We start from the raw sequence: 19,332 nt of genomic DNA, 5'->3' as shown, positions 1-19,332 counted from the left end.
TCGCAAGTGTATGTATTTGAAGGTTAGATATGATTTTTCGTGGCAGGTTTGGTCGTTTTTTCCGCCCACGGGCCAGGCGCCTGGCTCGCGGCCAGGGTTGGCCCGCTCGTGCCGATGCACAGGGCTTTAAGGCGATCGGTTCTTGGCCCGGCGTCAGCGCGCAAAGAGTGCTTTACGGCGCTATGAACTGTGGATACAGTCCACGACGGGGGTTTGACTAGCCAAAAGTCAAAAAAGAGGGTTTTACAATGAAATGGACTGGTCTTTTTGTCGCCGTCATGGCGCTGGGGGTTTCCGCTTCGTTTTCGTCGCCGGTACAGGCACGGGAATTCGCGGATATCTATACCGATTGTGGTTTGGGCGCGATGATCGCGCCGCGTAATGACGCGGTCGCGGCGGTCACCAACGTCACCTGGGATTCTGGTACCACGGCAATCTCTTCGAATATTTCGTCACCGGATACGTGTCGGGGCGGCCAGGAGCAGACCGCTTCGCTGATCTATAACACCTATCCGAGCCTGGAGCGTGAAATCGCCGCCGGTCAGGGCGACAATCTCGACGCGCTGATGACGCTCGCGGGTTGTCCGGCCGCCGACCGCGGCGGGCTGGTACAAGCGCTGCGCCAGCGTTTCGCCACGGAAGTCGGCGCCGAGGCCTATGGCCAGCGCAGCCGTGTGGAAAAATCCGGTCGTCTGTACAGCGTGTTTCATGACACGTTGTCGAATCAGCCTGCCGGCCAGAGCTGCGCCGTCGTCGGCTAACGCTCGCAACCGGTCGAACCCCCGCCCGAATCGCCCGGCTCGCGCCGGGCGTTTTTATGTCTATGTCGTGTTTTTCATCGCCTTGGCCGTTGCTCGGCCTGATTCTTTCGCTGGTTTTTTCGACTGCGTTGCACGCCCAACCGCAAGCGCCTGGCGGGGAGCGCGAGCGGGCGATAGACGCCGCGCTGGCCGCCAATCTCGATCGCCGGCCCACTTGGCGACGCTTGCTTCATATCCCGCCGGGGCGTGAAGAAAGCGAGATCCAGTCACCGGCGTTCTTTCTTTCGCCGGACGGCGCCCACGATGCGCGCGCCGAGCTCAGGGCAACGGTGGCGGGTTGGTTCGACACATCCGCGGCGATCGACGCGCGGCCGCGCTGTCGCTTTCCGGCGCGCTATCACTGGTTACAGTCGCAGCTGGCATTGCCCCCGGCGCCGGGCGGTGATGCGGTGTGCCCGCGTTTCGAGCGGTGGGCGCAGCTGACGGATTTCACCTCGGTGAGCGTGCTCATGGTCAGCGGCTATCTGGGCAATCCGGCGTCGTCGTTCGGCCATAGCCTGATGACGTTCGATCATGGTGATACGGCCGATCGCAATGCATTGCTGGACAAGAGCTTCAGTTTCGGCGCACTGGTGCCCGAACAGGAAAACATGCTCGCCTACATGATTCGCGGGTTTGGCGGCGGCTACGAAGCCGGTTTTTCCGACAAGCTCTACTACGCCGAAGACCAGGTCTACTCGCACACCGAATTTCGGGATATCTGGCGGTATCGCCTCGATCTCACAGCGGAGCAGCGTTATATGGTCGCTGCCCATATGTACGAGATCGCGGCGAAGAAATTTCGTTATTTCTTTCTGACCAAGAACTGCACCTACCGTATGGCCGAGCTGCTGACACTGGCGACCGGTCACGATTTCACGCCTGAAGCACGGCTTTGGTACGTGCCGATCGAGCTGTTCTATACGCTCGCCGATACCCGACTCGACGGGCGCAGGCTCGTCGACAAGATCGACTATATCCCGTCCAGTCAGCGACGCCTTTATGCGCAGTTCGCCGCACTCGACGAAGACGAAGCCCAGGCGGTCAACGCCGTGATCGTCGCCCCGGATACAGCGCTTGCCGATGCCTTCGGCGGGTGGCCCGAGGCGCGCCAGCAGGCCATGGTGGATACGCTGCTAGCTTATTACGAATACCGCGAAGCGCCAGCGAAGGATGAATCGCCGACCGGCCTGGAACAGGCCAAGCGGCGGGCGCTGGCGTATCGCTTGCGCCTACCGGTGCGTGAGCGCGACGTGCCCGCGCCGCCCACCGTAGCGGCGCCGACGCGCGCCCATCGCCCACTGCGTACCGGCGTCGGCGTGGCCATCAGCGATACCGCGGCTCACCCGACTTTGCATTGGGCGCCGTACTATCGCGATGATCTGTCGAGCCTGTCGCCCAGTGTGAAGGCGCTGGTGGCGGGCGATATGCAGATGAGCCTGCGCAATGGCGATGATCTGCGCCTCGACCGGCTCGATTTCGTAAGGCTGCGCCAGCTGCGTATCAATACGGCCGATATCGCGGGCGAAAGCAGCCTCTCGTGGCAACTCCAGGCGAGTATCGATCGCGACCCGCTGGCGGGTGATCGATTGGGGCCGCATGTCGCCGGTGGTATCGGGCGCGCCTGGGCTGTCGGTGGGCACAGCGTTGGCTATGCCCTGCTGAGCAGTAGTGCTCGCGCGAACGATACGGCGTGGGTCACGGGGCCGGAGGCCGGGCTCGTGTGGCGGGGCACCCGGGTCAAAGCCGCGGCGCGGCTTCACTACGGCTATGACCCGATCGCCGACGAAACACATACGACACTGGGGACGCGGGCGGCGTTGCCGATCACGCGCGATCTGGATATGCGGTTCGACCTGAGCAGCAATTTCGATGCCTATCGCGCCGCGGTGAATATCAATCGCTACTGGTGAGGCAACAGGCTGTTCAGTCGGGATAGGGCGAGTCGATCGCCTGGGCGCTGCGCCCGGTCAGGGTGGTGCCCACCGACGCGACAACGACGGCGCCGATCGCCAGCCATTGCAGCAGCCCGAGCGCCTGGCCGAGGAACAGCAGGCCGGACAGTGCGCCAAACGCGGGCTCCAGGCTCATGAGCGTGCCGAAGGTCTGGGTCGGCAGGCGCGGCAGAGCCACCATCTCGAGCGTGTAGGGCAGCGCGGTGGATAGAATCGCCACACCAAGCGCGATGAGCAGCAGGCGCTCATCGAAGGCATCGACGGCGATATCGGCGAAACCGATCGGTGCGATCACCACGGCCGCGATGGTAATACCCCAGACCGCGCTCTGAATGCCGTTGACCGCGCCGGCCTTCTGGCCGAACAGGATATAGGCGGCCCAGCAGCCGCCCGCGCCCAGCGCACATAGCACGCCGTAGAGGTCGAGCCCGCCGCGTGCGTTGTCGTGATCCAGGCCCAGCAACACCGCCAGGCCGCTCATCGCGATACCCACCCAGAGCAGATCGAGCCGGCTTTTCGACGACCACAGCGCCACGCCTAGCGGGCCGGTGAATTCCAGGGCGACCGCGATGCCCAGCGGGATATGGTCGATGGCCTGATAGAGCAGGAAGTTCATCGTGCCGAGTGCGACGCCATAGATGGCGAGATTGGGCCAGTCGCGGCGGGCGACGCGCCAACGCCAGGGCCGAAACAGTAGCCAGAGCAGTACGGCGGCCATCGACAGGCGCAAGGAGGTCGCGGTAGCCGGCCCCACCGCGGGGAAGAGCACGGTGGCGAGCGACGCGCCTGCCTGGATACAGGCCATGGCAACCAGCAGCAGCCCGATGGGCAGCAGGCGGGACAGGGCAAACGAACGGCTCAACAGCATCGACGACTCGCAATGAGCGCCCTTTGGGCAGCCGTTTGGCGGCCACGAGCGCGCAGGTCAGCCGCCCAGTTTGACGTTTCGTCGATAGCTTGTCAGGTACGCTGGCAAGGGCGCGGCCGGGCACGGCCGCGCCTGTCGAGCGATGGAATCGAGTCGGCGACTCAGGCCATGGCCGGCGTGGCCGGCTCGGGCGCGTGCGCCCGATGCCCAGACATGGATGACGTGAAGCGTGTGCGCGTCTCGCCGGCCGGGCTGGCCGCCATCGGGCCCTCGTCGATACGGAAGATATCGACACTGCGACCGAGTTGGTTGGCCTGGGTGCTCACCGATTGCGCAGAGGCCGCCGACTCTTCGACCAGGGCCGCGTTCTGCTGGGTCATTTCATCCATGCGCGACACCGCCACGCCGATTTCCTCGATACCGGTACGCTGTTCTTCGGCGGACAGTGCGACCTGTTCCATCATCGTGCTGACTTCGCGAATCGAATCCACGATGCCCTGCATGGTTTCACGGGTCCGTCCGACCTGGGCACTGCCGGCATGGACGCGTTCGTTCGAGGCCTCGATGAGGTTCTTGATCTCGCCGGCGGACTTGGCCGTACGGCTGGAGAGCGTGCGGACTTCGTCGGCGACCACGGCAAAGCCGCGGCCATGTTCGCCGGCCCGCGCGGCTTCCACGGCCGCGTTGAGCGCGAGCAGATTGGTCTGGAAGGCGATATCGTCGATCATGCCGACGATGGCGTTGATCTGGGTCGACGAATCGGTGATCCGGGTCATGGTTTCGACCACGTCGTCGATTTCCTCGCCGCCACGCTGTGCGCTGTTGGCCGCCTGGCGCGCCAGGTCCGTGGCCGATTGCGCGCTTTGTGCGCTCTGGCTGACATTGGCGGTGATCTGTTCCATGCTGCTGGCCGTCTGTTCGAGCGCGGCGGCCTGTTGCTCGGTACGGTTGGACAGATCCGAGTTGCCGGCCGCGATTTCCGCCGTCGCCGGTGCCACGATTCCGATGCCGTTCTTAACGTCCTGTACGATCTTGATCAGGCTACAGCGCATGACGTTGAGCGAGGTCATCAGGCGGCCGACTTCGTCTTGTCGGCTGGTATCGATTTCGGCGGTGAGATTGCCTGCGGCGATCTGGCGACTGAGGGCCAATGCGTCGTTGAGCGGACGTACGATGCGGCGGCCGAGCACGATCCCCCAGCCCAGCAGCAGCACGCCAAACACAACAGCCACTGCGAGCGTGGTCTGCATCATGCGCCCGAACATCGTCTCGGTACGGTTTTCCAGCTCGGTGATGGTGTCCGGTATGGGCGCGCCGGCTGCGGTCAGGGCCGCCTCGCTTTGGGCGCCCAGTTGCTGGATGAGCGTATGCATGGTCTGTAGTTCCTGGGCACAAAGCGCGGCCATGCTTGCGATACCGGCCACGGCCAGCAAGGTCATCAGCCCCAGGCGGAACGTGAAAGAGACATGGCGCCAGCGTGCCAGGCGGGCCTTGAGCGCATGTTCGTGAATGACGCCGTTCACCAGATGGGCACGCGGCTTTTCGCCGGCCCGTAGGCGAGTATAGACACGCGTGGCCTGGTCTTTTTCGGCCTGTGTGGCACCGCGACGCACCGACGCATAACCGACCGCCCGGCCCTGCTGGATGATGGGCATGACGGTGGCGTGCACCCAGTAGAAGTCGCCGTTCTTGCGGCGGTTCTTGACGATGCCGGTCCAGGTCTTGCCGGCGCGGATGGTCTCCCAGAAATTCGCGAAAGCCTCGGGCGGCATGTCGGGGTGCCGAATGAGGTTATGCGGTTCGCCGACGAGTTCGTCCCATTCGAACCCGCTGGCCTCGATAAAGGCAGGATTGGCAAACACGATATGGCTATCCAGATCCGTTTGCGAGATCAGATATTGCTGCTCGCCAATCACGTACTCGTTTGATGTTACCGGCGCGTTGTGGCGCATATGGACCCCTGCTTCGTTGTGTTTTTTATATGACGGGGCGCGGCCCCCGTGAACACTGCTTACGGGAAGTAATACGGCCGACAGCACATCCGCTTTAATGCAGAATGCGAATCGATGTGCGCAATATGCGAGTGGCGGCTTTCGCGGCTGCTTTGGCTATCTTTTTGAAGATATGTCGCTTTTTATTTTCCAGTCGGGGCGGTTTGCGGTCTGGGAATGATTAGCTGCCGAAATTGCAATGTTCTTTTGTCTTTGCGTGTTGCGATGTGCGACACCGCGACTCAGGTTCGCGGCGATCGGCGGGCACGGCAAACGCCGGCTGGCGCGTTATCGATCCGATGGAAAAACAGCGAAGATCGTCAGCCGTTTTCAATGGCGTCGCGCGCGCTTGTCGCCGCGCGTATGCGTTCGCATATGCGCCTTGATCAACCCGAAAAAATCATCGACGTTCATGCCCGGCTAATCGTCGGGTCGATAAACCGCTGACACCGGCCAGCGTGGCGCCGCTTGATCATTGCTAGCGCAAAAGCTGACCGCCATCCACGGTGATTGTCTGGCCGGTGATCCATGACGCGCGGGGGCTGGCAAGAAAGACCGCCGTATCGGCGATTTCCTCGGGCTTGCCGAAACGCCCGAAGGCGATGGTCGCCCGCGTACCTTCGTACAGGTCGGGGTTGTCACGGCGGCGCTTGTCCCACAGCCCGCCGGGGAAATCGATGGAGCCGGGGGCGATTGCATTCACGCGAATCTCCGCGGCGGCCATTTCCGAGGCCTGAGACTGGGTGTACTGGATCAAGGCAGCCTTGATCGCGCCATAGGCCGCGGTACGTGCGGAGGCCGCCTGACCGGCGATCGAGGCGATATGAATCACGCTGGGTTGTTCACTCGCCTCCAGCCAGGGCCGTGCGGCGCGGGTGGCACGTACCGTACCCAGCAAATCGATATCGATGGCCGCCGCCCAGCCGGCTTCGCTATCGCCCGCGCCAAAGCCGGAGGCGTTGTTGATGAGGATATCGATACCGCCGAGTGCTGCGGCTGCGTCCTGGATATAGCCTTCGATCGCGGCCGGGTCGCCGACATCGCAGACGGCCGTGTGCACGCGTACGCCATGTTCGGTCAGCGCGGCACGCGCGTTTTCCAGGGCCCGGGCGCTGCGTGCACAGATCGAGATATCCACGCCTTCGCGTGCCAGTGCCGTGGCGATCGCCAGGCCGATACCGCGGCTGGCGCCGGTGATCACCGCGCGCCGGTTTGCCAGTTGCATATCCAAGACAGCTTCTCCATTACGAGGCCAGCGGCGAGCATAACGCGCAATGGCCGCCGGGCGTGGTGGTCAGCGCAGGGAGGCGGGCAGCGGATAACGACGCTGGGCGGTGCCGGCCTTGACCACCTGGCCGGGCACGTCGTGACCGACAATCGCCGGCAGGCCTTCGGCGACGCCAAGCAGGCGATCGAGATCGACACCGGTATGAACGCCCATCTGTTCGAACATATGCACCAGATCTTCGCTGCAGACATTGCCGCTCGCTCCGGGCGCGAAGGGGCAGCCGCCGAGACCGCCCAGCGCCGCATCAAAACGCATCACGCCCGCCTGGTAACCGGCCAGGGCATTGGCCAGGCCCATGCCGCGGGTGTTGTGCAGGTGCAGGGTGAGCGCCATGTCGGGGTGGCGTTTGAGCACGTCGGCACACAGGTCGGCGACCTGGCGCGGATTGGCCATGCCGGTGGTATCGCACAGGGTCACGCCCTGAAGACCGCGGGCCCCCAGGCGGGCGACGATTTCGAGCACGCGCTCGGCGCGGACGACGCCTTCGAACGGGCAGCCGAAGGCGGTGGATATCGACGCGTTGAGGAACACGTCGTGGCCGTCGGCGAGCGCGACCATGGCTTCGAAACGGGCCAACGACTGGTCCGCGGTCATGCGCAGATTGGCACGGCCATGACTGTCGCTGGCCGACATCACGAAATTGAGCTCGTCGACGCCACAGGCCAGGGCGCGTTCCACACCTTTTTCGTTGGGAATGAGGGCGACGTAATCCACGCCGGGCTGGCGGCGAATACCGTGGAATACATCGGCCGCGTCAGCGAGATTGGGAATCGCCTTCGGCGAGGTGAACGAGCTCGCCTCGATTTTGGCGAAGCCCAGCGGCGAGAGGGCATCAATGAGCGCGATCTTGTCGGCCGTGGGTATGAAATCCCGCTCGATCTGAAAACCGTCGCGCGGGGCGACCTCGTTGATAAAAACCCGTGCGCTCATGTGTCTGCCCCGGTCTGATTATCGTCATAGAGTACGCCCGCGGCCCGCAGTCTGGCCTGGGTGTCGCGGTCGATGCCCAGCTCGTCGAGCACATCCTGGGTATGCGCGCCCAGCCGTGGCCCGCCACCGCCGACACGCCCGGGCGTGCGCGACAGCCGTGGCAGCACCCCCGGCACCTTGAGTTCATAGCCGTCGTCGATGGTGATGGTTTCGAGCATGCGCCGGGCGGCGTAATGCGGGTCTTCGACGATGTCCTTAGCGTTGTAGGGCCGCCCGCACGGTACGCGCGCGGCCTCCAGCGTTTCCAGTACGGCTTCGCGGTCGCGCTCGCCGGTCCAGGCATTGATCGCGCCGTCGATACGCGCGGCCTGGCGGCTGCGACCATCGTTGTGTTCCAGATCGGGATCGGCAGCGAGATCGTCACGCCCGATCGCCTGCATGAGCCGTTTGAAGATGGAATCGCCATTGCCGGCGATGAGCACTTCGCGGCCGTCTGCACAGCGATAGGCGTTGGAGGGCGTGATGCCGGGCAGGGCACTGCCACTGGGTTCGCGGATCACGCCGGCGCCGTCGTATTCAGGGATCAGCGATTCCATCATCGCGAAAACCGATTCGTAGAGCGCGACATCGATGTACTGGCCCTGACCGGAGCGATGGCGTTCCTGCAGGGCCAGCAGGGCACCGATCACCCCGTACAGGGCAGACAGCGAATCGCCGATGGAAACGCCCACCCGTACGGAGGATTCGCCCGGATGCCCGGACAGATAGCGCAGTCCGCCCATCGCCTCGCCGATCACGCCGAAGCCGGGCAGATCGCGATAGGGCCCGGTCTGGCCATAGCCGGAGATACGCACCATGATCAGTGCCGGGTTGATCGCCGACAGCGTTTCCCAGCCCAGACCCCATTTCTCCAGCCGGCCGGGGCTGAAGTTCTCGACCACGATATCCGCCTCGGCGACCAGACGCTTGACGATGTCCTGACCGTCCTCGGATTTCAGATCCAGCGATAGCGAGCGCTTGTTACGGGTCTGGACATGCCACCACAGCGAGGTATCGCCGCGCATCACCCGCCAGCGGCGCAGCGGATCGCCCGTGCCGGGCGGCTCGATCTTGATCACGTCGGCGCCGAATTCGCCCAGTAGCTTGGTTGCGAAAGGCCCGGCGATCAGTTGGCCGAGTTCGAGTACCTTCAGGCCTTCCAGGGCCATGGGCGGGGTGTCGGCAGGCGATTGGGCATGTTTCATGGCTGTGTTCTCGTTGCACGGTCGTCGGGCAATGCCATCGAGGCTAGTCAGCGCTGGCTGGCGCGACAATCAATCGATTGTGCATCGAGGTTTCGTGTATGACGTAGGCCCGTTTCAAAGTGGCGGTACTCAGCCGTGTTTGCGAATCAGGTGGTCGACCATCTGGCGGGCGGTCACCGAGAGCGTGTCGTAGTCACGTACGCCCAGATAGAGGCCGCGCCGGGCCCAGCGATCGTCGAGCTCCACCACGCGTAAGGGCAGGCCGCGCAGGTGGGTCACGGCATTGACCGGCAGAATGCCCACGCCCATGCCGCGGGCGATCATGCGGCAGATGCCTTCGAAACTGCGCACCTGAATACGCATGCGCAGCGCCACGCCGCTCGCGCGGGCGGCCCGCGCGATCAGCCCGTGCAGCGAGGCATCGTGCTGCAGCCCGATGAAGTCGTAGGCCAGGGCATCGGCCAGCGTAACGCGCACGCCGTGGGCCAGTGCATGGCCGTCGGGCACCACCAGCACCAAACGGTCTTCGCGGTAGTCGAAGACCTGCAGGCCATCGATGGCGGTGGTGTTGGCGAACAGCCCGATATCGCTCAGCCCTTCGCGCACCGCATGTACGACTTCGCTGCTCACGCGTTCCTGCAGATCGATCTTTATTTCCGGGTGGCGGTGGGTGAACGAGGCCAGGTCCTCCGGCAGGAATTCGATAATCGCCGAGGTATTGGCATGGATACGCACATGCCCGCGTACGCCGCGGCTGTATTCGCTGAGCTCGGCATGCAGGCTGTCCATATCGGCCAGCACGGTACGGGCGTGGTGCAGCAGGGCATCGCCAGCCGGGGTGAGCTCGACCCCGCGCGGGCGCCGATAGAGCAGGGCCGTATCCAGCCGGGCTTCCAGATCGCGCACGCGCTTGCTCACCGCGGCCAGGGCCATATGCTCGCGCTCGGCCGCGCCGGTCAGGCTGCGGGCGTCAGCGATCGAGACGAACAGCCGCAGGCTGACCAGATCGATACGCTTCATCGCGCCCCGCCATGGGCCGAGGTTTCGTGGATCACGAAGTCACCCTTTCGTATTGCTTGATTGTCGCCGTAGGCGCCGGCCGGTCATGCTGCGGCGCGGGCCATGGCATAAGCATGACAGCGCGACCGCTTCGACAGGTCAAGCCGTGCGCCCGGACAGCGCTGGGCTGTCGCCGCGAAGCAGGAGAAACAAAATGCAACGCAAGCGCAAGGAGCCGGTGAAAAGCCCGCTCGTGTGGATCGTGTTCGTCGTCGTGTTTGCCGCGATCAACCCCTGGTATTTTCCGGCCGGTTCTTTCGAACCACTGATCTGGGGCGTGCCCTACTGGGCATGGATCATTCTCGGCGCGTCGCTGGCGCTGTCGGTGTTCGTGACCTGGGTGGTGTGCTGCCAGTGGGACATGGGCAGCGACGACGACAACGACAGCGAGGTCTAAACCATGGATCTCGCATTCGGCGGTATTTCCGGCATCGTGGTGCTGCTGGCCTATGGCGCGCTCATGCTGGCGGTGGGCCTGATCACCTATCTGCGCAACCGCGGCATTCACGAAAGCCTGGACGAATATTATCTGGGCGGGCGCGGACTGGGCGTGATGGTGTTGTTCTTCACCTTTTTCGCCACCCAGTATTCGGGCAATACAGTGGTGGGGTATCCGCCGACCGCCTATCGCATCGGCTATCAGTATCTGGTGTCGGTGCCGTTTTTCATCATGATCATCGCGGTGTATCTGTTTTTCGCCCCCCGTCTGTATGCCCTGGGGCGGCGGTTTTCGCTACTCACGCCGGTGGACTGGATCGATATCCGCTTCAAGTCGAAAGCGGTGACCATTCTGGCCGCCACGCTCATGCTCTATGCGCTGGGCAACTACCTGCTCGAACAGTTCGTGGCCATCGGCCAGGGCGTGTCCGGGCTGACTGGCGGCACCATTCCGTATCAAGTCGGTGTGGTGTTCTTTATCGTGATCATGGTCGCCTACAGCTGGCTGGGTGGCATGCGGTCGGTGGCCTATACCGACACCATCCAGGGTATTGCGCTGTTGTTCGGTGTGTTCATGCTGCTGATCGGCTCGTTGATCTATTTCGGCGGCCCCTCGGCCGCGGCCGAGGTCATGCGTGATCAGACCCCGGAAAAACTCGGTGCACCGGATGCCGGCGGCATTGCCAACTGGTTCAGCCTGCTGGCGATCGTGGGCATTGGCGCGGCGGTGTATCCGCATGCCGTGCAACGCATCTTTTCGGCGCGTAGCGAGGCCACGCTCAAGCGCTCGTTCATCCGTATGGCCTATATGCCGTTCATCACCGCGGGCGTGGTGTTTCTGGTCGGCATTATCGGCATCGCCGCTTTTCCGGGCTTGAGCACGGCCGAATCCGAGCAGCTGGTCGGGCGTATCGCCAATGCGCTGGCACTCGAGCATCCGCTGTTCTACTGGGCGATGATCCTGCTGTTCGGCGGTGTGATCGCGGCGATCGTGTCCACGGCGGATTCGGTGCTGCTGACGTTTTCCTCGATCGTGTCCAACGATCTGTACGGGCGCTATATCGACCCGCACGCCGACGAGCACCGCAAGATTCTCATCGGCAAACTTGTGGGTCTGGTCGCGGTCATCGTGCTGGTGATCGTGGCCTGGTATCCGCCGTCCACGCTCTATCAGATCTTCGTGCTCAAGTTCGAGTTGCTCATTCAGGCCGCGCCGGCGCTGATGCTGGGCCTGTACTGGACCCGGCTGAACACCCGTGCGGTGTTCATCGGCATGCTTGCCGGTACCTTGCTGGCCTCGACGATGACCTTTTCCGGCCTGCGCCCGCTGGGCGTGTTCAGCGGTCTATGGGGTTTGTTGTTGAATACCGCGATCTGCGTGCTGGGCAGCCTGGTTGTCGGCGCCAGTACCGCCGAGCGCAAGCACGCGCGTTCGGTGATTGGCAGCTAACGGCTATCGCGCCAGGGCGGCGCGGCCGGGGCGCGGTTGGCCGGGGCCTCAGCGCGTCGGCGATGCCGGCCGGCCGTGCAGACCCTGCGTGTGCGAAGCATCGCTTTCAGCCGCGCTATCGGCACAGACCACGCGATTGCGCCCGTTCTGCTTGGCCTTGTAGAGCGATTGATCGGCAGCGCGCATGAGTTGATCGGGTGTGTCGATGTCGTTGCCCGGGAAGGTGGCGATTCCGGCCGACAGTGTGACCGTGAGTACTTCGCCGTCATCGAGCCGATGCTGCAGTCGGGCAACGCCCTTGCAGATACGCAACAGAATCTTGTGTGCGCTCGCCTTGTCGATACCCGGTAGCAAGAGCACGAATTCCTCGCCGCCATAGCGCGCGAACAGATCGTCCTGGCGCAGCTGGTCGTGAATACTCTTGGCGATCGCGGACAGGATGTTGTCGCCGCAGGGATGGCCATGGCGGTCGTTGATGGCCTTGAAATGGTCGAGATCGAGATAGGCCAGGCTCAACGGATAGGCCTCGACCCGGGCGCGCTCGAAATGGTCCTTGAAGGCTTCGTCGAAATGACGCCGGTTGGAAATACCGGTGAGCGCGTCTTGGCGGGCGATGTATTCCAGGCGGTTGGCCTGTTGCCTGAACTCCTGCTCGCGTTGTTGTAATTCCGTAGCACTGTGCAGCAGTTGCAGGTTGCGGGTGGCCAGCAGTTCGTGGGCCTGGTCGGTCAGCCCCATGGCCTGCGGCGCGGTGAGCACGGTCATGTCGAATAGGGATTCGACCTCGGGCAGGGCTTCGGCCATGCGGCCAAGCACCGCGCCAAGGTCGTCGGGGCCCATGTTCAAGCAGGTACGCGCGCTTTGCGCGGCCGCGGCGGTCGCGGTCTGGGTGTCTTCGGCGAGATAGATTTCGGCGATCCGGCCGGATACCGCGACACAACCCGCGAAGCGTTCCAGATCGTCCGGGATATCCGCCTGTGCTAGGTCGTCACTGGCGTGGGTGGCCAGCACCAGATAATCCGGCAGGCCCCATTCGCGCATCAGCCACGCGCCTGCTTCGCAATGATCGGTGCCCACCAGCTCGCGTTCGTAGGCGGCCAGGGTGTCGTGGTTGTGTGCGATATGCTTGAGCTGGCCGTAGGTTTCCGGCATGGCCGCATCCAGCGCGATCATGCCCAGATCCTGTAGCAGTCCGGCCAGGAACAACTCCTCGGGGCCCTGCACATGTTGGTGCTCGCCAAGCAATCGTGCGGCCAGTGCCGACAACAATGCCCGCCGCCAGTAACGATCCAGATCGATGCCCGGCGTGCGTGCGTCGCGCAGCCAGGCGCTCAACGAAAAGCTCAAGGCCGCGCTCACCGTAGCGTTGAGCCCAAGCACCGTGACCGCCTGATGCAGATTGCGTGCCTGTCGGCCGCGCGTATAAAGCGGCGAGTTGGCCATGCGCAGGGTCTTGGATGCCAGCGCCGGGTCGTTGGACAACAGGCTCGCGACCTCTTGCAGGTCGATATCCGGGTGGCGGCCGATCTCGATGATGCGCAGGGCGACGCTGGAAATCGTCGGCAGCGTCGGGCACAGGCGCAGCTGGTTTTCGATCGATTTGTCCATATGCGTTCAACGCGATCCCGGTTATCCAGTATCGGCCGCCCGCGCCAAGTCTTTATCCCGGCGCGGTCGCCGGCGTGGCTGCGTGAACGCGTTCGACGAGTGCCTGGTTGACCGGCATGTCCATTCCGAGTTGCGCGCCCTGTTCGAGCAGCCAGCCGTTGATGGCATCGATTTCAGTGCGTGCGCCGCGCTGCATATCGGCGCGCATGGAGGAGCAGTTGTCGGCGCTTGCACGCGCCAGGGCAGCGACCGCGCCCAGCGAATCGCCTGGCCAGCCCGGGTCCAGGCGTTTTAGCAGGGCATCGGCCTCGGCCACGATCGCGCCCATTGCTGTATAAAGTTCCGGCTCGTCCACGAGTCGGCCGTTGGGCACATCGTAAAGCGCGGTCAGCGGGTTGATCGCCGCATTGGCAACGAGCTTGCGCCACTGGGGACGGCGAATATCGTGCGCCCAGTGCAGGCCCGGCCAGCAGCGGGCCAGGCTTTCGAACCAGGCCGGCGCGGCGCCGCCATCGCCCATCCAGCTTTGGTTTTCGGCCACCACCCGATGAACGCCTGCATCGCCCGTCACGGCGTTGGTGGTCACCGCTTCGATAAGCCGTGCGTCGGCGGGCAAGTGTCCGTCGAGGCTGCCCATGCCGTTTTGCAGCCGTACGACCGTCGCCCTCGGCGCAAGGACCATATTGGCCAGCGCGGCGGCGGTATAGGGCGTCTTGCAGGCCACGATCAGATGGCTGATGGGTGGGCCGTCGGCCGAGGGTGTCTGCACCGGCAGCCTCATGCGCTGTTCGCGACCATCGCCTGCGAACGCGATGCGGGCCTCGCGCACCGGTGCTGCGTTTGGCTTGAGCACGGTCACGCCGTGGCCGGCGCGCTGGAGATACCAGGCGGCGAGCGTGCCGATATGGCCGGCGCCGGTCAGGAACCAGTGGGGTGTGTCCATATCGATGTGGGGCACGGCGTCTGCGTGTTGGCGGATCGGGTAGGCGGGATGGCCATTATCGCGGCATCGGCGGGCTGGCATGAAACCACGGCGTGGTCGTTTGCCCGATGTGGCTGAGCGTAAAAGACTTTTGCGAAAAAAGCAGTAATGAATGGCAAGCCAATTGCTGTATCCCCAGCGCCTGTCCCTCGTTGCGCTCGGGGGCGTGAAAAACCGTTTCACGCAGCGCATCGCGCGGGTGCAGGCCCAACTTTTTGTACCTTTTTGGGGACCCAAACATGAAAAACATCTGGCCGCATGCGGCCGGCCGTTGGTTCGGCTTGCTCTTGCTCGTTGTGCTGTTCGGTTTGACCGGTTGCAACGATTCCTCGGACGACGACAGCGTGGGCGACGCGCCCGCCGCCGAACGTACCATGCCCGATGCCGTGCCCACGCAAGTCGCGGCCGATCCCGCGGACGAGGGGCCATACACCGTGGCCGAAAACGAATACAACTTCGGCCGTATGACGGTCATGGACTGGAAGAACGGCGACTCCTACGGTTCCGATATCCATGGCTATATCCAGTACCCGCAGGATGCCGAGGGGCCATTTCCGGTGCTGCTGTTCCTGCACGGGCGCCACGGCACCTGTTACGACGGACGTGGTATCGATGACGACGACTGCGAAAATCCCATTCCCAGCTTTCGTGGCTATGAATATATTTCGCGCAATCTGGCATCGCACGGTTATGCGGTGATCTCGGTCGACGCCAACGATATCAACGATAACGACTCGGGCCCCAGCAACGGCGATACCGGCAGCTTGGCCCGCGCCCAGTTGGTGGTGCGTCATCTCGATGCGTTTCGGGATATCAACCAGGTCGGCGGGCAGGGGTTGTCGCAGCTGATGGGCAAGCTCGACATGAGCGAGATCGGCATCATGGGGCATTCGCGTGGCGGCGAAGGCGTGAACATGACCGTGCGCTACAACCGCGAACAGCTCAATCCGCACAACATCACGGCCGTCTATTCGCTGGCGCCTACCGATTACAACACCCAGGGCGTGAACAACGTCACCCTGGCATCGGTGGCCGGCTATTGCGATGGCGACGTGGAAGACATGATGGGCAATTTCGCCTACGACACCAGTCGCTATGCCCTGGCCAGCGATCCCTATCCGAAGTTCCAGCTGATCCCGATGGGCGCGAACCACAACTACTTCAATACGGTGTGGGCGAGCGATACACGGCCCGACGACTGGACCTATATCGATCCCGAAGGCGACGACCCCTGGTGCGGCGAGAACGCCGAAGGCAATGGTCGCGACACCCCGGCGCTACAGCAGGCCCACGGGTTGTTCTTCATCGCCTCGTTCTTTCGCTACTTCATCGGTCATGAGCAGGCATTCGGCCCGCTCTGGTCAGGCCAGGCGCCGGTGCCTTCGAGCATTTGCCCGAACGGTGAACAATCCTGCGACGATCGCTACCTGCTCAGCGTCATGGCGCCGGCCACGGACCGGCTGATCATCGACGACACGCTCGACCCGGCGAGTCTGACCATCAACAACCTGGGTGGTTCGAACTACTTCTACAACATGTCGACCTTCGGCACCTGTCAGACCAATGGCCGGCCCGGCGAAGGCTGTGCCGTGGCAGTACCGACGTTCAACATCGCCGAAATGCTCTATATGTCGTGGGATATCCCGGCCTTCTATCGCACCCAGCTGCTGGATACCGATGTCACCGCCTATCAGGTGGTGTCCATGCGCGTCGGTATTTCGCACGGCGATGCAGATAACGAAGGCGGCCAGGACTTCGATATCGTGCTCGAGGACATGGACGGCAACCGCGCAAGCGTGACCGCCAGTGACTATAGCGATGCGCTGTTCTGCCCGCCGGGTGGCGATTTCTACGACGACACCAACCGCGGTTCGCAAAAGACCACGCTCAACGCCGTGGATATCCCGCTGACCGCGTTCGAAGGCATCGACTTCCGGCATCTCAAGGCGCTGGAAATCGAGTTCAACCGGTCGCAGGCCGGCACGATCCAGCTCACCGATCTGGTCTTCCAGCGTGTCGACGCATAACGCACGCTAGCCTCACGACAAGGGCTTGCGCCTGCGTAAGCCCTTGTCATTGGTCGGCCGTAGCTGCCGATGCACGCTGCGGTTGGCCGATCTGCGACAATACGTTTTCTTGATTTACTGTGGCAGAACGCCTGTATGGCCGTGGATTGTTCGTCGACCGTCGCCGCCCTGCTCGAACGTCACGGGCAAACTTTTGCCGACGAGCTGGGCGTGAACATCACACGCAATACGCCCTCGCCGTTGTTCCGGCTTTTGTGTCTGGCCATGCTCACCAGCGCGCCGGTACAGGCCGATATCGCCATGCGTGCGGCCCAGGCCATGGCCCGGGCCGGCTGGACGACAGCCGACAAGCTGGCCAAAAGCCGCTGGTCGCAGCGTGTGGCGGTACTCAACGGCGCCGGCTATGCACGCGTGGACGAAAAGACCGCGACCCAGTTGCAGGACTTCAACGACACGCTGTTGCACGACTATCGCGGCGATCTACGCCGGCTGCGCGCGGCAGCTGACGGCGACACCGACCGCGCGTTGAAAAAGCTCAGGGTATTCAAGGGGATCGGCAAGGTGGGTGCAGCGATCTTTCTGCGCGAGGCCCAGGCTGCCTGGCCCGAGTTCTACCCGTTCGCCGACAAGGCGACATTGAAGGCAGCGAGCGCGCTTGAGCTGGGCGACGATGCAGGCACGCTGGCACAGCATGTGTCGCAGGCCGATTTCACACGGCTGGTTGCCGCACTCGTACGCACCCAGCTGAACAACGATTTCGACGACGTACGTGCCGCAGCCAGCGAAACGGGTTCGCGTTAAGGCGTGTGCTTAAGCGATCACCCGCTGTTTTACAGACGCGCGAGCAACTCCTGCTTCTTGGCAGCGAATTCTTCGTCGCTGAGCAGGCCCTTGGCCTTGAGATCGCCCAGACGTTCGATCGCGTCGAACACCTGGCTGTCGCGGGGGGCTGCGTCGGCGCTTTCGCGCGCGCAGGGCGCGCTTTGCCCGCCCGGTTGATCGCTGGCGGGGGCGCTGCGTTCAACCACCGGCAGGCTGGCAAGCGCCACCGGGCCATGCTGGCTGGTAAAACGCAGGCTCGCCAGATCGTTGCCCTGTTGTTGCGAGATACCGGTGATACGGTGCTCGCCGGTATCGTGGATGGTCAGCTGATTGCCCTTGCGCAGAGCCAGACGCCGGGGGCCGGCGAAATAGGCATAGTGCAGGTCGTTCTGTTGGCCGGTGGCATTCGGTGAGCCCAGCTCAGTCGGCCACCAGTCTGCGCTGTCGGCCCACGACGCGTAGGCGAAATCGTCGCCGCCCGTGTCATGACTGGACTGAAACTGGTGTTGGCTGGCGAATGCGCCGGCGGGAGCACGGACGTCGCGATGCTCGCCCAGGGCATGGCAAAGCGCATCGATACGGGCCTTGAGCTCGTGGTTGAAGGCGTCTTCGATCATCAACAGACCGCCACGCATCCATTGGCCTGCGCCACCGAGTTCGGGGTGGTTGAAACTGGCCATGCTGCCATGGCCTTGCGCCAAGGCCCGCTTGAGCACGCCGACGGCCTCGCGGCTGAAGCCATAGCGCTCGGCCAGTTCGTCCAGGCTCGGTTCGTTGTGGGTTTGTGTGGACATGACCTCGCTCCAACCAAGGGGAGATCGAGTCTATGCCCGGGCCAACGGGGCGCCTATCCGTAGCAGCGCGGAGCCCGAAACCGAACCCGAACCCGGTGTTCGGTGAGGATGTTCGGCATCGGCCATGCCGAGCCTGGTTCGGCCGCGTGTGTGACGCTAGTTGTCGTCCACGAAGTCGGCGATCAGCGCCGCCACCTCGCGTGGGCACTCTTCCTGGACGAAATGGGCCGCGTCGAGTGTTTCCCGGCGGATATCGTCGAACACGTCGTCCAGATGATGGGTAAAGGCGTCGATGATCACCGGGTCGTGGCGACCGTAGATATACAGCCCCGGCATGGCGAAGCGGGTTCCGGCGATTTCGGCCCAGCGCGCGGTATCGGGTTTATAGCAGCGATAGTAGGCTGCGCCCGTGGCCGGGGTATCGGCGATGGCATAGCAGCGCACATATTCGGCAAACGCATCGGCCGGGAATGGGCCGCGCGTCCAGGTCTTGAGGAAATGCCCGAGCCAGGCCGCCTCGTTGCCGGGGATCATCGCTTCGGCAAGATGCGGCTCGGTCTGGAAGAACTGGTACCAGAACGAGCGGCCACCCGACTTGCGCAGCCGGGCCTGGGCCTCGGCGTTGCCGCGGGCGTTGGTGAGCACATGGATATTGAGCAGCGTGAGTCGGCGTACCCGCGTAGGGGCTGCCAGTGCCATTTCCTGGGCCACGGCGCCGCCCCAGTCGTGGCCGACGAGATTGAATTGCTGAATATCGAGCACGTCCAGCAGGCCGAGCATATCCGCGGCCAGTGCCTGTTTGGTGTAGGCGCGCTCGTCGAGCGTGCGCTCGGAATCGCCCAGACCGCGCAGGTCCGGCATGATCAAACGGTAGTGCGTCGGTAGATGCGCGGCCACGCCCTGCCAGCAGTAGCTGCTTTGCGGCCAGCCGTGCAGCATGACGATCGCCGGCCCGTCGGGTGGGCCCGCGAAACGCACATGAAAACGTCCGCGTTCGGTTTCGATCATCCGGTTGTCGGCGCCAGCCATGCAAAAATCCTTGTTGTCGTGATCGGTCGACGCGCTTACGCGACGGC

General features: G+C 63.6%; 17 protein-coding genes. 6 read left to right on the top strand and 11 right to left on the bottom strand.

What is annotated here, in order from left to right:
* Positions 1-248 precede the first annotated feature (248 nt).
* A complete protein-coding gene (locus T5B8_RS07060) occupies positions 249-761 on the top strand; it encodes a DUF3015 family protein (RefSeq protein ID WP_353177440.1) in 513 nt (170 codons plus the stop codon).
* Between the two features lie 56 nt (positions 762-817).
* Positions 818-2,713: an Lnb N-terminal periplasmic domain-containing protein gene (locus tag T5B8_RS07055; RefSeq protein WP_353177438.1), complete on the top strand. Its 1,896-nt coding sequence runs from the start codon at positions 818-820 to the stop codon at positions 2,711-2,713.
* Between the two features lie 13 nt (positions 2,714-2,726).
* Here the strand turns inward: T5B8_RS07055 and T5B8_RS07050 are convergent, their stop codons facing one another.
* The 6 genes from T5B8_RS07050 to T5B8_RS07025 form a co-directional block, all read right to left on the bottom strand.
* Complete coding sequence (locus tag T5B8_RS07050) at positions 2,727-3,623, bottom strand: EamA family transporter (protein WP_353177436.1); 897 nt, start codon at positions 3,621-3,623, stop codon at positions 2,727-2,729.
* A 161-nt stretch (positions 3,624-3,784) separates the two neighbouring features.
* Positions 3,785-5,575: a methyl-accepting chemotaxis protein gene (locus T5B8_RS07045; protein WP_353177434.1), complete on the bottom strand. Its 1,791-nt coding sequence runs from the start codon at positions 5,573-5,575 to the stop codon at positions 3,785-3,787.
* Between the two features lie 517 nt (positions 5,576-6,092).
* Positions 6,093-6,839 (bottom strand): SDR family NAD(P)-dependent oxidoreductase, encoded by a 747-nt coding sequence (locus tag T5B8_RS07040; RefSeq protein WP_353177648.1) that lies wholly within the window; start codon positions 6,837-6,839, stop codon positions 6,093-6,095.
* Positions 6,840-6,908: 69 nt separating this feature from the next.
* The gene (locus T5B8_RS07035) at positions 6,909-7,832 is read right to left on the bottom strand and encodes a hydroxymethylglutaryl-CoA lyase (RefSeq protein WP_353177432.1); all 924 of its coding nucleotides are present in this window, start codon (positions 7,830-7,832) and stop codon (positions 6,909-6,911) included.
* Complete coding sequence (locus T5B8_RS07030) at positions 7,829-9,076, bottom strand: CaiB/BaiF CoA transferase family protein (RefSeq protein ID WP_353177431.1); 1,248 nt, start codon at positions 9,074-9,076, stop codon at positions 7,829-7,831. Before T5B8_RS07030 ends, T5B8_RS07035 begins: the two co-directional genes overlap by 4 nt.
* A gap of 129 nt (positions 9,077-9,205) precedes the next feature.
* Positions 9,206-10,096, bottom strand: a complete 891-nt coding sequence (locus T5B8_RS07025; protein ID WP_353177429.1) for a LysR family transcriptional regulator — start codon at positions 10,094-10,096, stop codon at positions 9,206-9,208.
* 193 nt (positions 10,097-10,289) lie between these two features.
* Here T5B8_RS07025 and T5B8_RS07020 point away from each other — a divergent pair, with 193 nt between their 5' ends.
* Positions 10,290-10,532, top strand: a complete 243-nt coding sequence (locus T5B8_RS07020) for a hypothetical protein (RefSeq protein ID WP_353177427.1) — start codon at positions 10,290-10,292, stop codon at positions 10,530-10,532.
* A 3-nt stretch (positions 10,533-10,535) separates the two neighbouring features.
* The gene (locus tag T5B8_RS07015) at positions 10,536-12,023 is read left to right on the top strand and encodes a sodium:solute symporter family protein (RefSeq protein ID WP_353177426.1); all 1,488 of its coding nucleotides are present in this window, start codon (positions 10,536-10,538) and stop codon (positions 12,021-12,023) included.
* 48 nt (positions 12,024-12,071) lie between these two features.
* On the opposite strand, the gene T5B8_RS07010 is transcribed toward T5B8_RS07015, so the two are convergent.
* Genes T5B8_RS07010 through T5B8_RS07000 form a run of 3 tightly spaced genes read right to left on the bottom strand, consistent with a single transcriptional unit; the run spans position 12,072 to position 14,824 of the window.
* On the bottom strand, positions 12,072-13,631 hold the full coding sequence (locus T5B8_RS07010; RefSeq protein ID WP_353177424.1) for an HDOD domain-containing protein: 1,560 nt from the start codon (positions 13,629-13,631) through the stop codon (positions 12,072-12,074).
* Positions 13,632-13,683: 52 nt separating this feature from the next.
* Entirely contained in the window at positions 13,684-14,589 is a 906-nt protein-coding gene (locus T5B8_RS07005) for a ketopantoate reductase family protein (protein WP_353177422.1), read from the bottom strand.
* A 40-nt stretch (positions 14,590-14,629) separates the two neighbouring features.
* Positions 14,630-14,824, bottom strand: coding sequence for a hypothetical protein (locus tag T5B8_RS07000; RefSeq protein WP_353177421.1), 195 nt, complete (start codon positions 14,822-14,824; stop codon positions 14,630-14,632).
* A 28-nt stretch (positions 14,825-14,852) separates the two neighbouring features.
* On the opposite strand from T5B8_RS07000, the gene T5B8_RS06995 reads away from it, so the two are divergent.
* Positions 14,853-16,640: an alpha/beta hydrolase family protein gene (locus T5B8_RS06995; RefSeq protein WP_353177420.1), complete on the top strand. Its 1,788-nt coding sequence runs from the start codon at positions 14,853-14,855 to the stop codon at positions 16,638-16,640.
* Positions 16,641-16,781: 141 nt separating this feature from the next.
* Entirely contained in the window at positions 16,782-17,441 is a 660-nt protein-coding gene (locus tag T5B8_RS06990; RefSeq protein ID WP_353177419.1) for a hypothetical protein, read from the top strand.
* A 29-nt stretch (positions 17,442-17,470) separates the two neighbouring features.
* On the opposite strand, the gene T5B8_RS06985 is transcribed toward T5B8_RS06990, so the two are convergent.
* Positions 17,471-18,256, bottom strand: coding sequence for an SHOCT domain-containing protein (locus T5B8_RS06985; protein WP_353177417.1), 786 nt, complete (start codon positions 18,254-18,256; stop codon positions 17,471-17,473).
* 156 nt (positions 18,257-18,412) lie between these two features.
* Entirely contained in the window at positions 18,413-19,285 is an 873-nt protein-coding gene (locus T5B8_RS06980) for an alpha/beta fold hydrolase (protein ID WP_353177415.1), read from the bottom strand.
* Positions 19,286-19,332 lie beyond the last annotated feature (47 nt).

The sequence above is a fragment of the Salinisphaera sp. T5B8 genome (assembly GCF_040361255.1).
Classification (GTDB): domain Bacteria; phylum Pseudomonadota; class Gammaproteobacteria; order Nevskiales; family Salinisphaeraceae; genus Salinisphaera.
Note: the sequence above shows the minus strand (reverse complement) of the source record. Positions and strands in the feature narration are given on the sequence as shown.

Bases quoted from the DNA above. Each gene is read 5' to 3' on its own strand.
- T5B8_RS07020 (WP_353177427.1), top strand. From the start codon at position 10,290: ATGCAACGCAAGCGCAAGGAGCCGGTGAAAAGCCCGCTCGTGTGGATC.
- T5B8_RS07030 (WP_353177431.1), bottom strand. From the start codon at position 9,076: ATGAAACATGCCCAATCGCCTGCCGACACCCCGCCCATGGCCCTGGAA.
- T5B8_RS07025 (WP_353177429.1), bottom strand. From the start codon at position 10,096: ATGAAGCGTATCGATCTGGTCAGCCTGCGGCTGTTCGTCTCGATCGCT.
- T5B8_RS06980 (WP_353177415.1), bottom strand. From the start codon at position 19,285: ATGGCTGGCGCCGACAACCGGATGATCGAAACCGAACGCGGACGTTTT.
- T5B8_RS07055 (WP_353177438.1), top strand. From the start codon at position 818: ATGTCTATGTCGTGTTTTTCATCGCCTTGGCCGTTGCTCGGCCTGATT.
- T5B8_RS07015 (WP_353177426.1), top strand. From the start codon at position 10,536: ATGGATCTCGCATTCGGCGGTATTTCCGGCATCGTGGTGCTGCTGGCC.
- T5B8_RS07010 (WP_353177424.1), bottom strand. From the start codon at position 13,631: ATGGACAAATCGATCGAAAACCAGCTGCGCCTGTGCCCGACGCTGCCG.
- T5B8_RS06995 (WP_353177420.1), top strand. From the start codon at position 14,853: ATGAAAAACATCTGGCCGCATGCGGCCGGCCGTTGGTTCGGCTTGCTC.
- T5B8_RS07040 (WP_353177648.1), bottom strand. From the start codon at position 6,839: ATGCAACTGGCAAACCGGCGCGCGGTGATCACCGGCGCCAGCCGCGGT.
- T5B8_RS07060 (WP_353177440.1), top strand. From the start codon at position 249: ATGAAATGGACTGGTCTTTTTGTCGCCGTCATGGCGCTGGGGGTTTCC.
- T5B8_RS07050 (WP_353177436.1), bottom strand. From the start codon at position 3,623: ATGCTGTTGAGCCGTTCGTTTGCCCTGTCCCGCCTGCTGCCCATCGGG.
- T5B8_RS07035 (WP_353177432.1), bottom strand. From the start codon at position 7,832: ATGAGCGCACGGGTTTTTATCAACGAGGTCGCCCCGCGCGACGGTTTT.
- T5B8_RS06985 (WP_353177417.1), bottom strand. From the start codon at position 18,256: ATGTCCACACAAACCCACAACGAACCGAGCCTGGACGAACTGGCCGAG.
- T5B8_RS07045 (WP_353177434.1), bottom strand. From the start codon at position 5,575: ATGCGCCACAACGCGCCGGTAACATCAAACGAGTACGTGATTGGCGAG.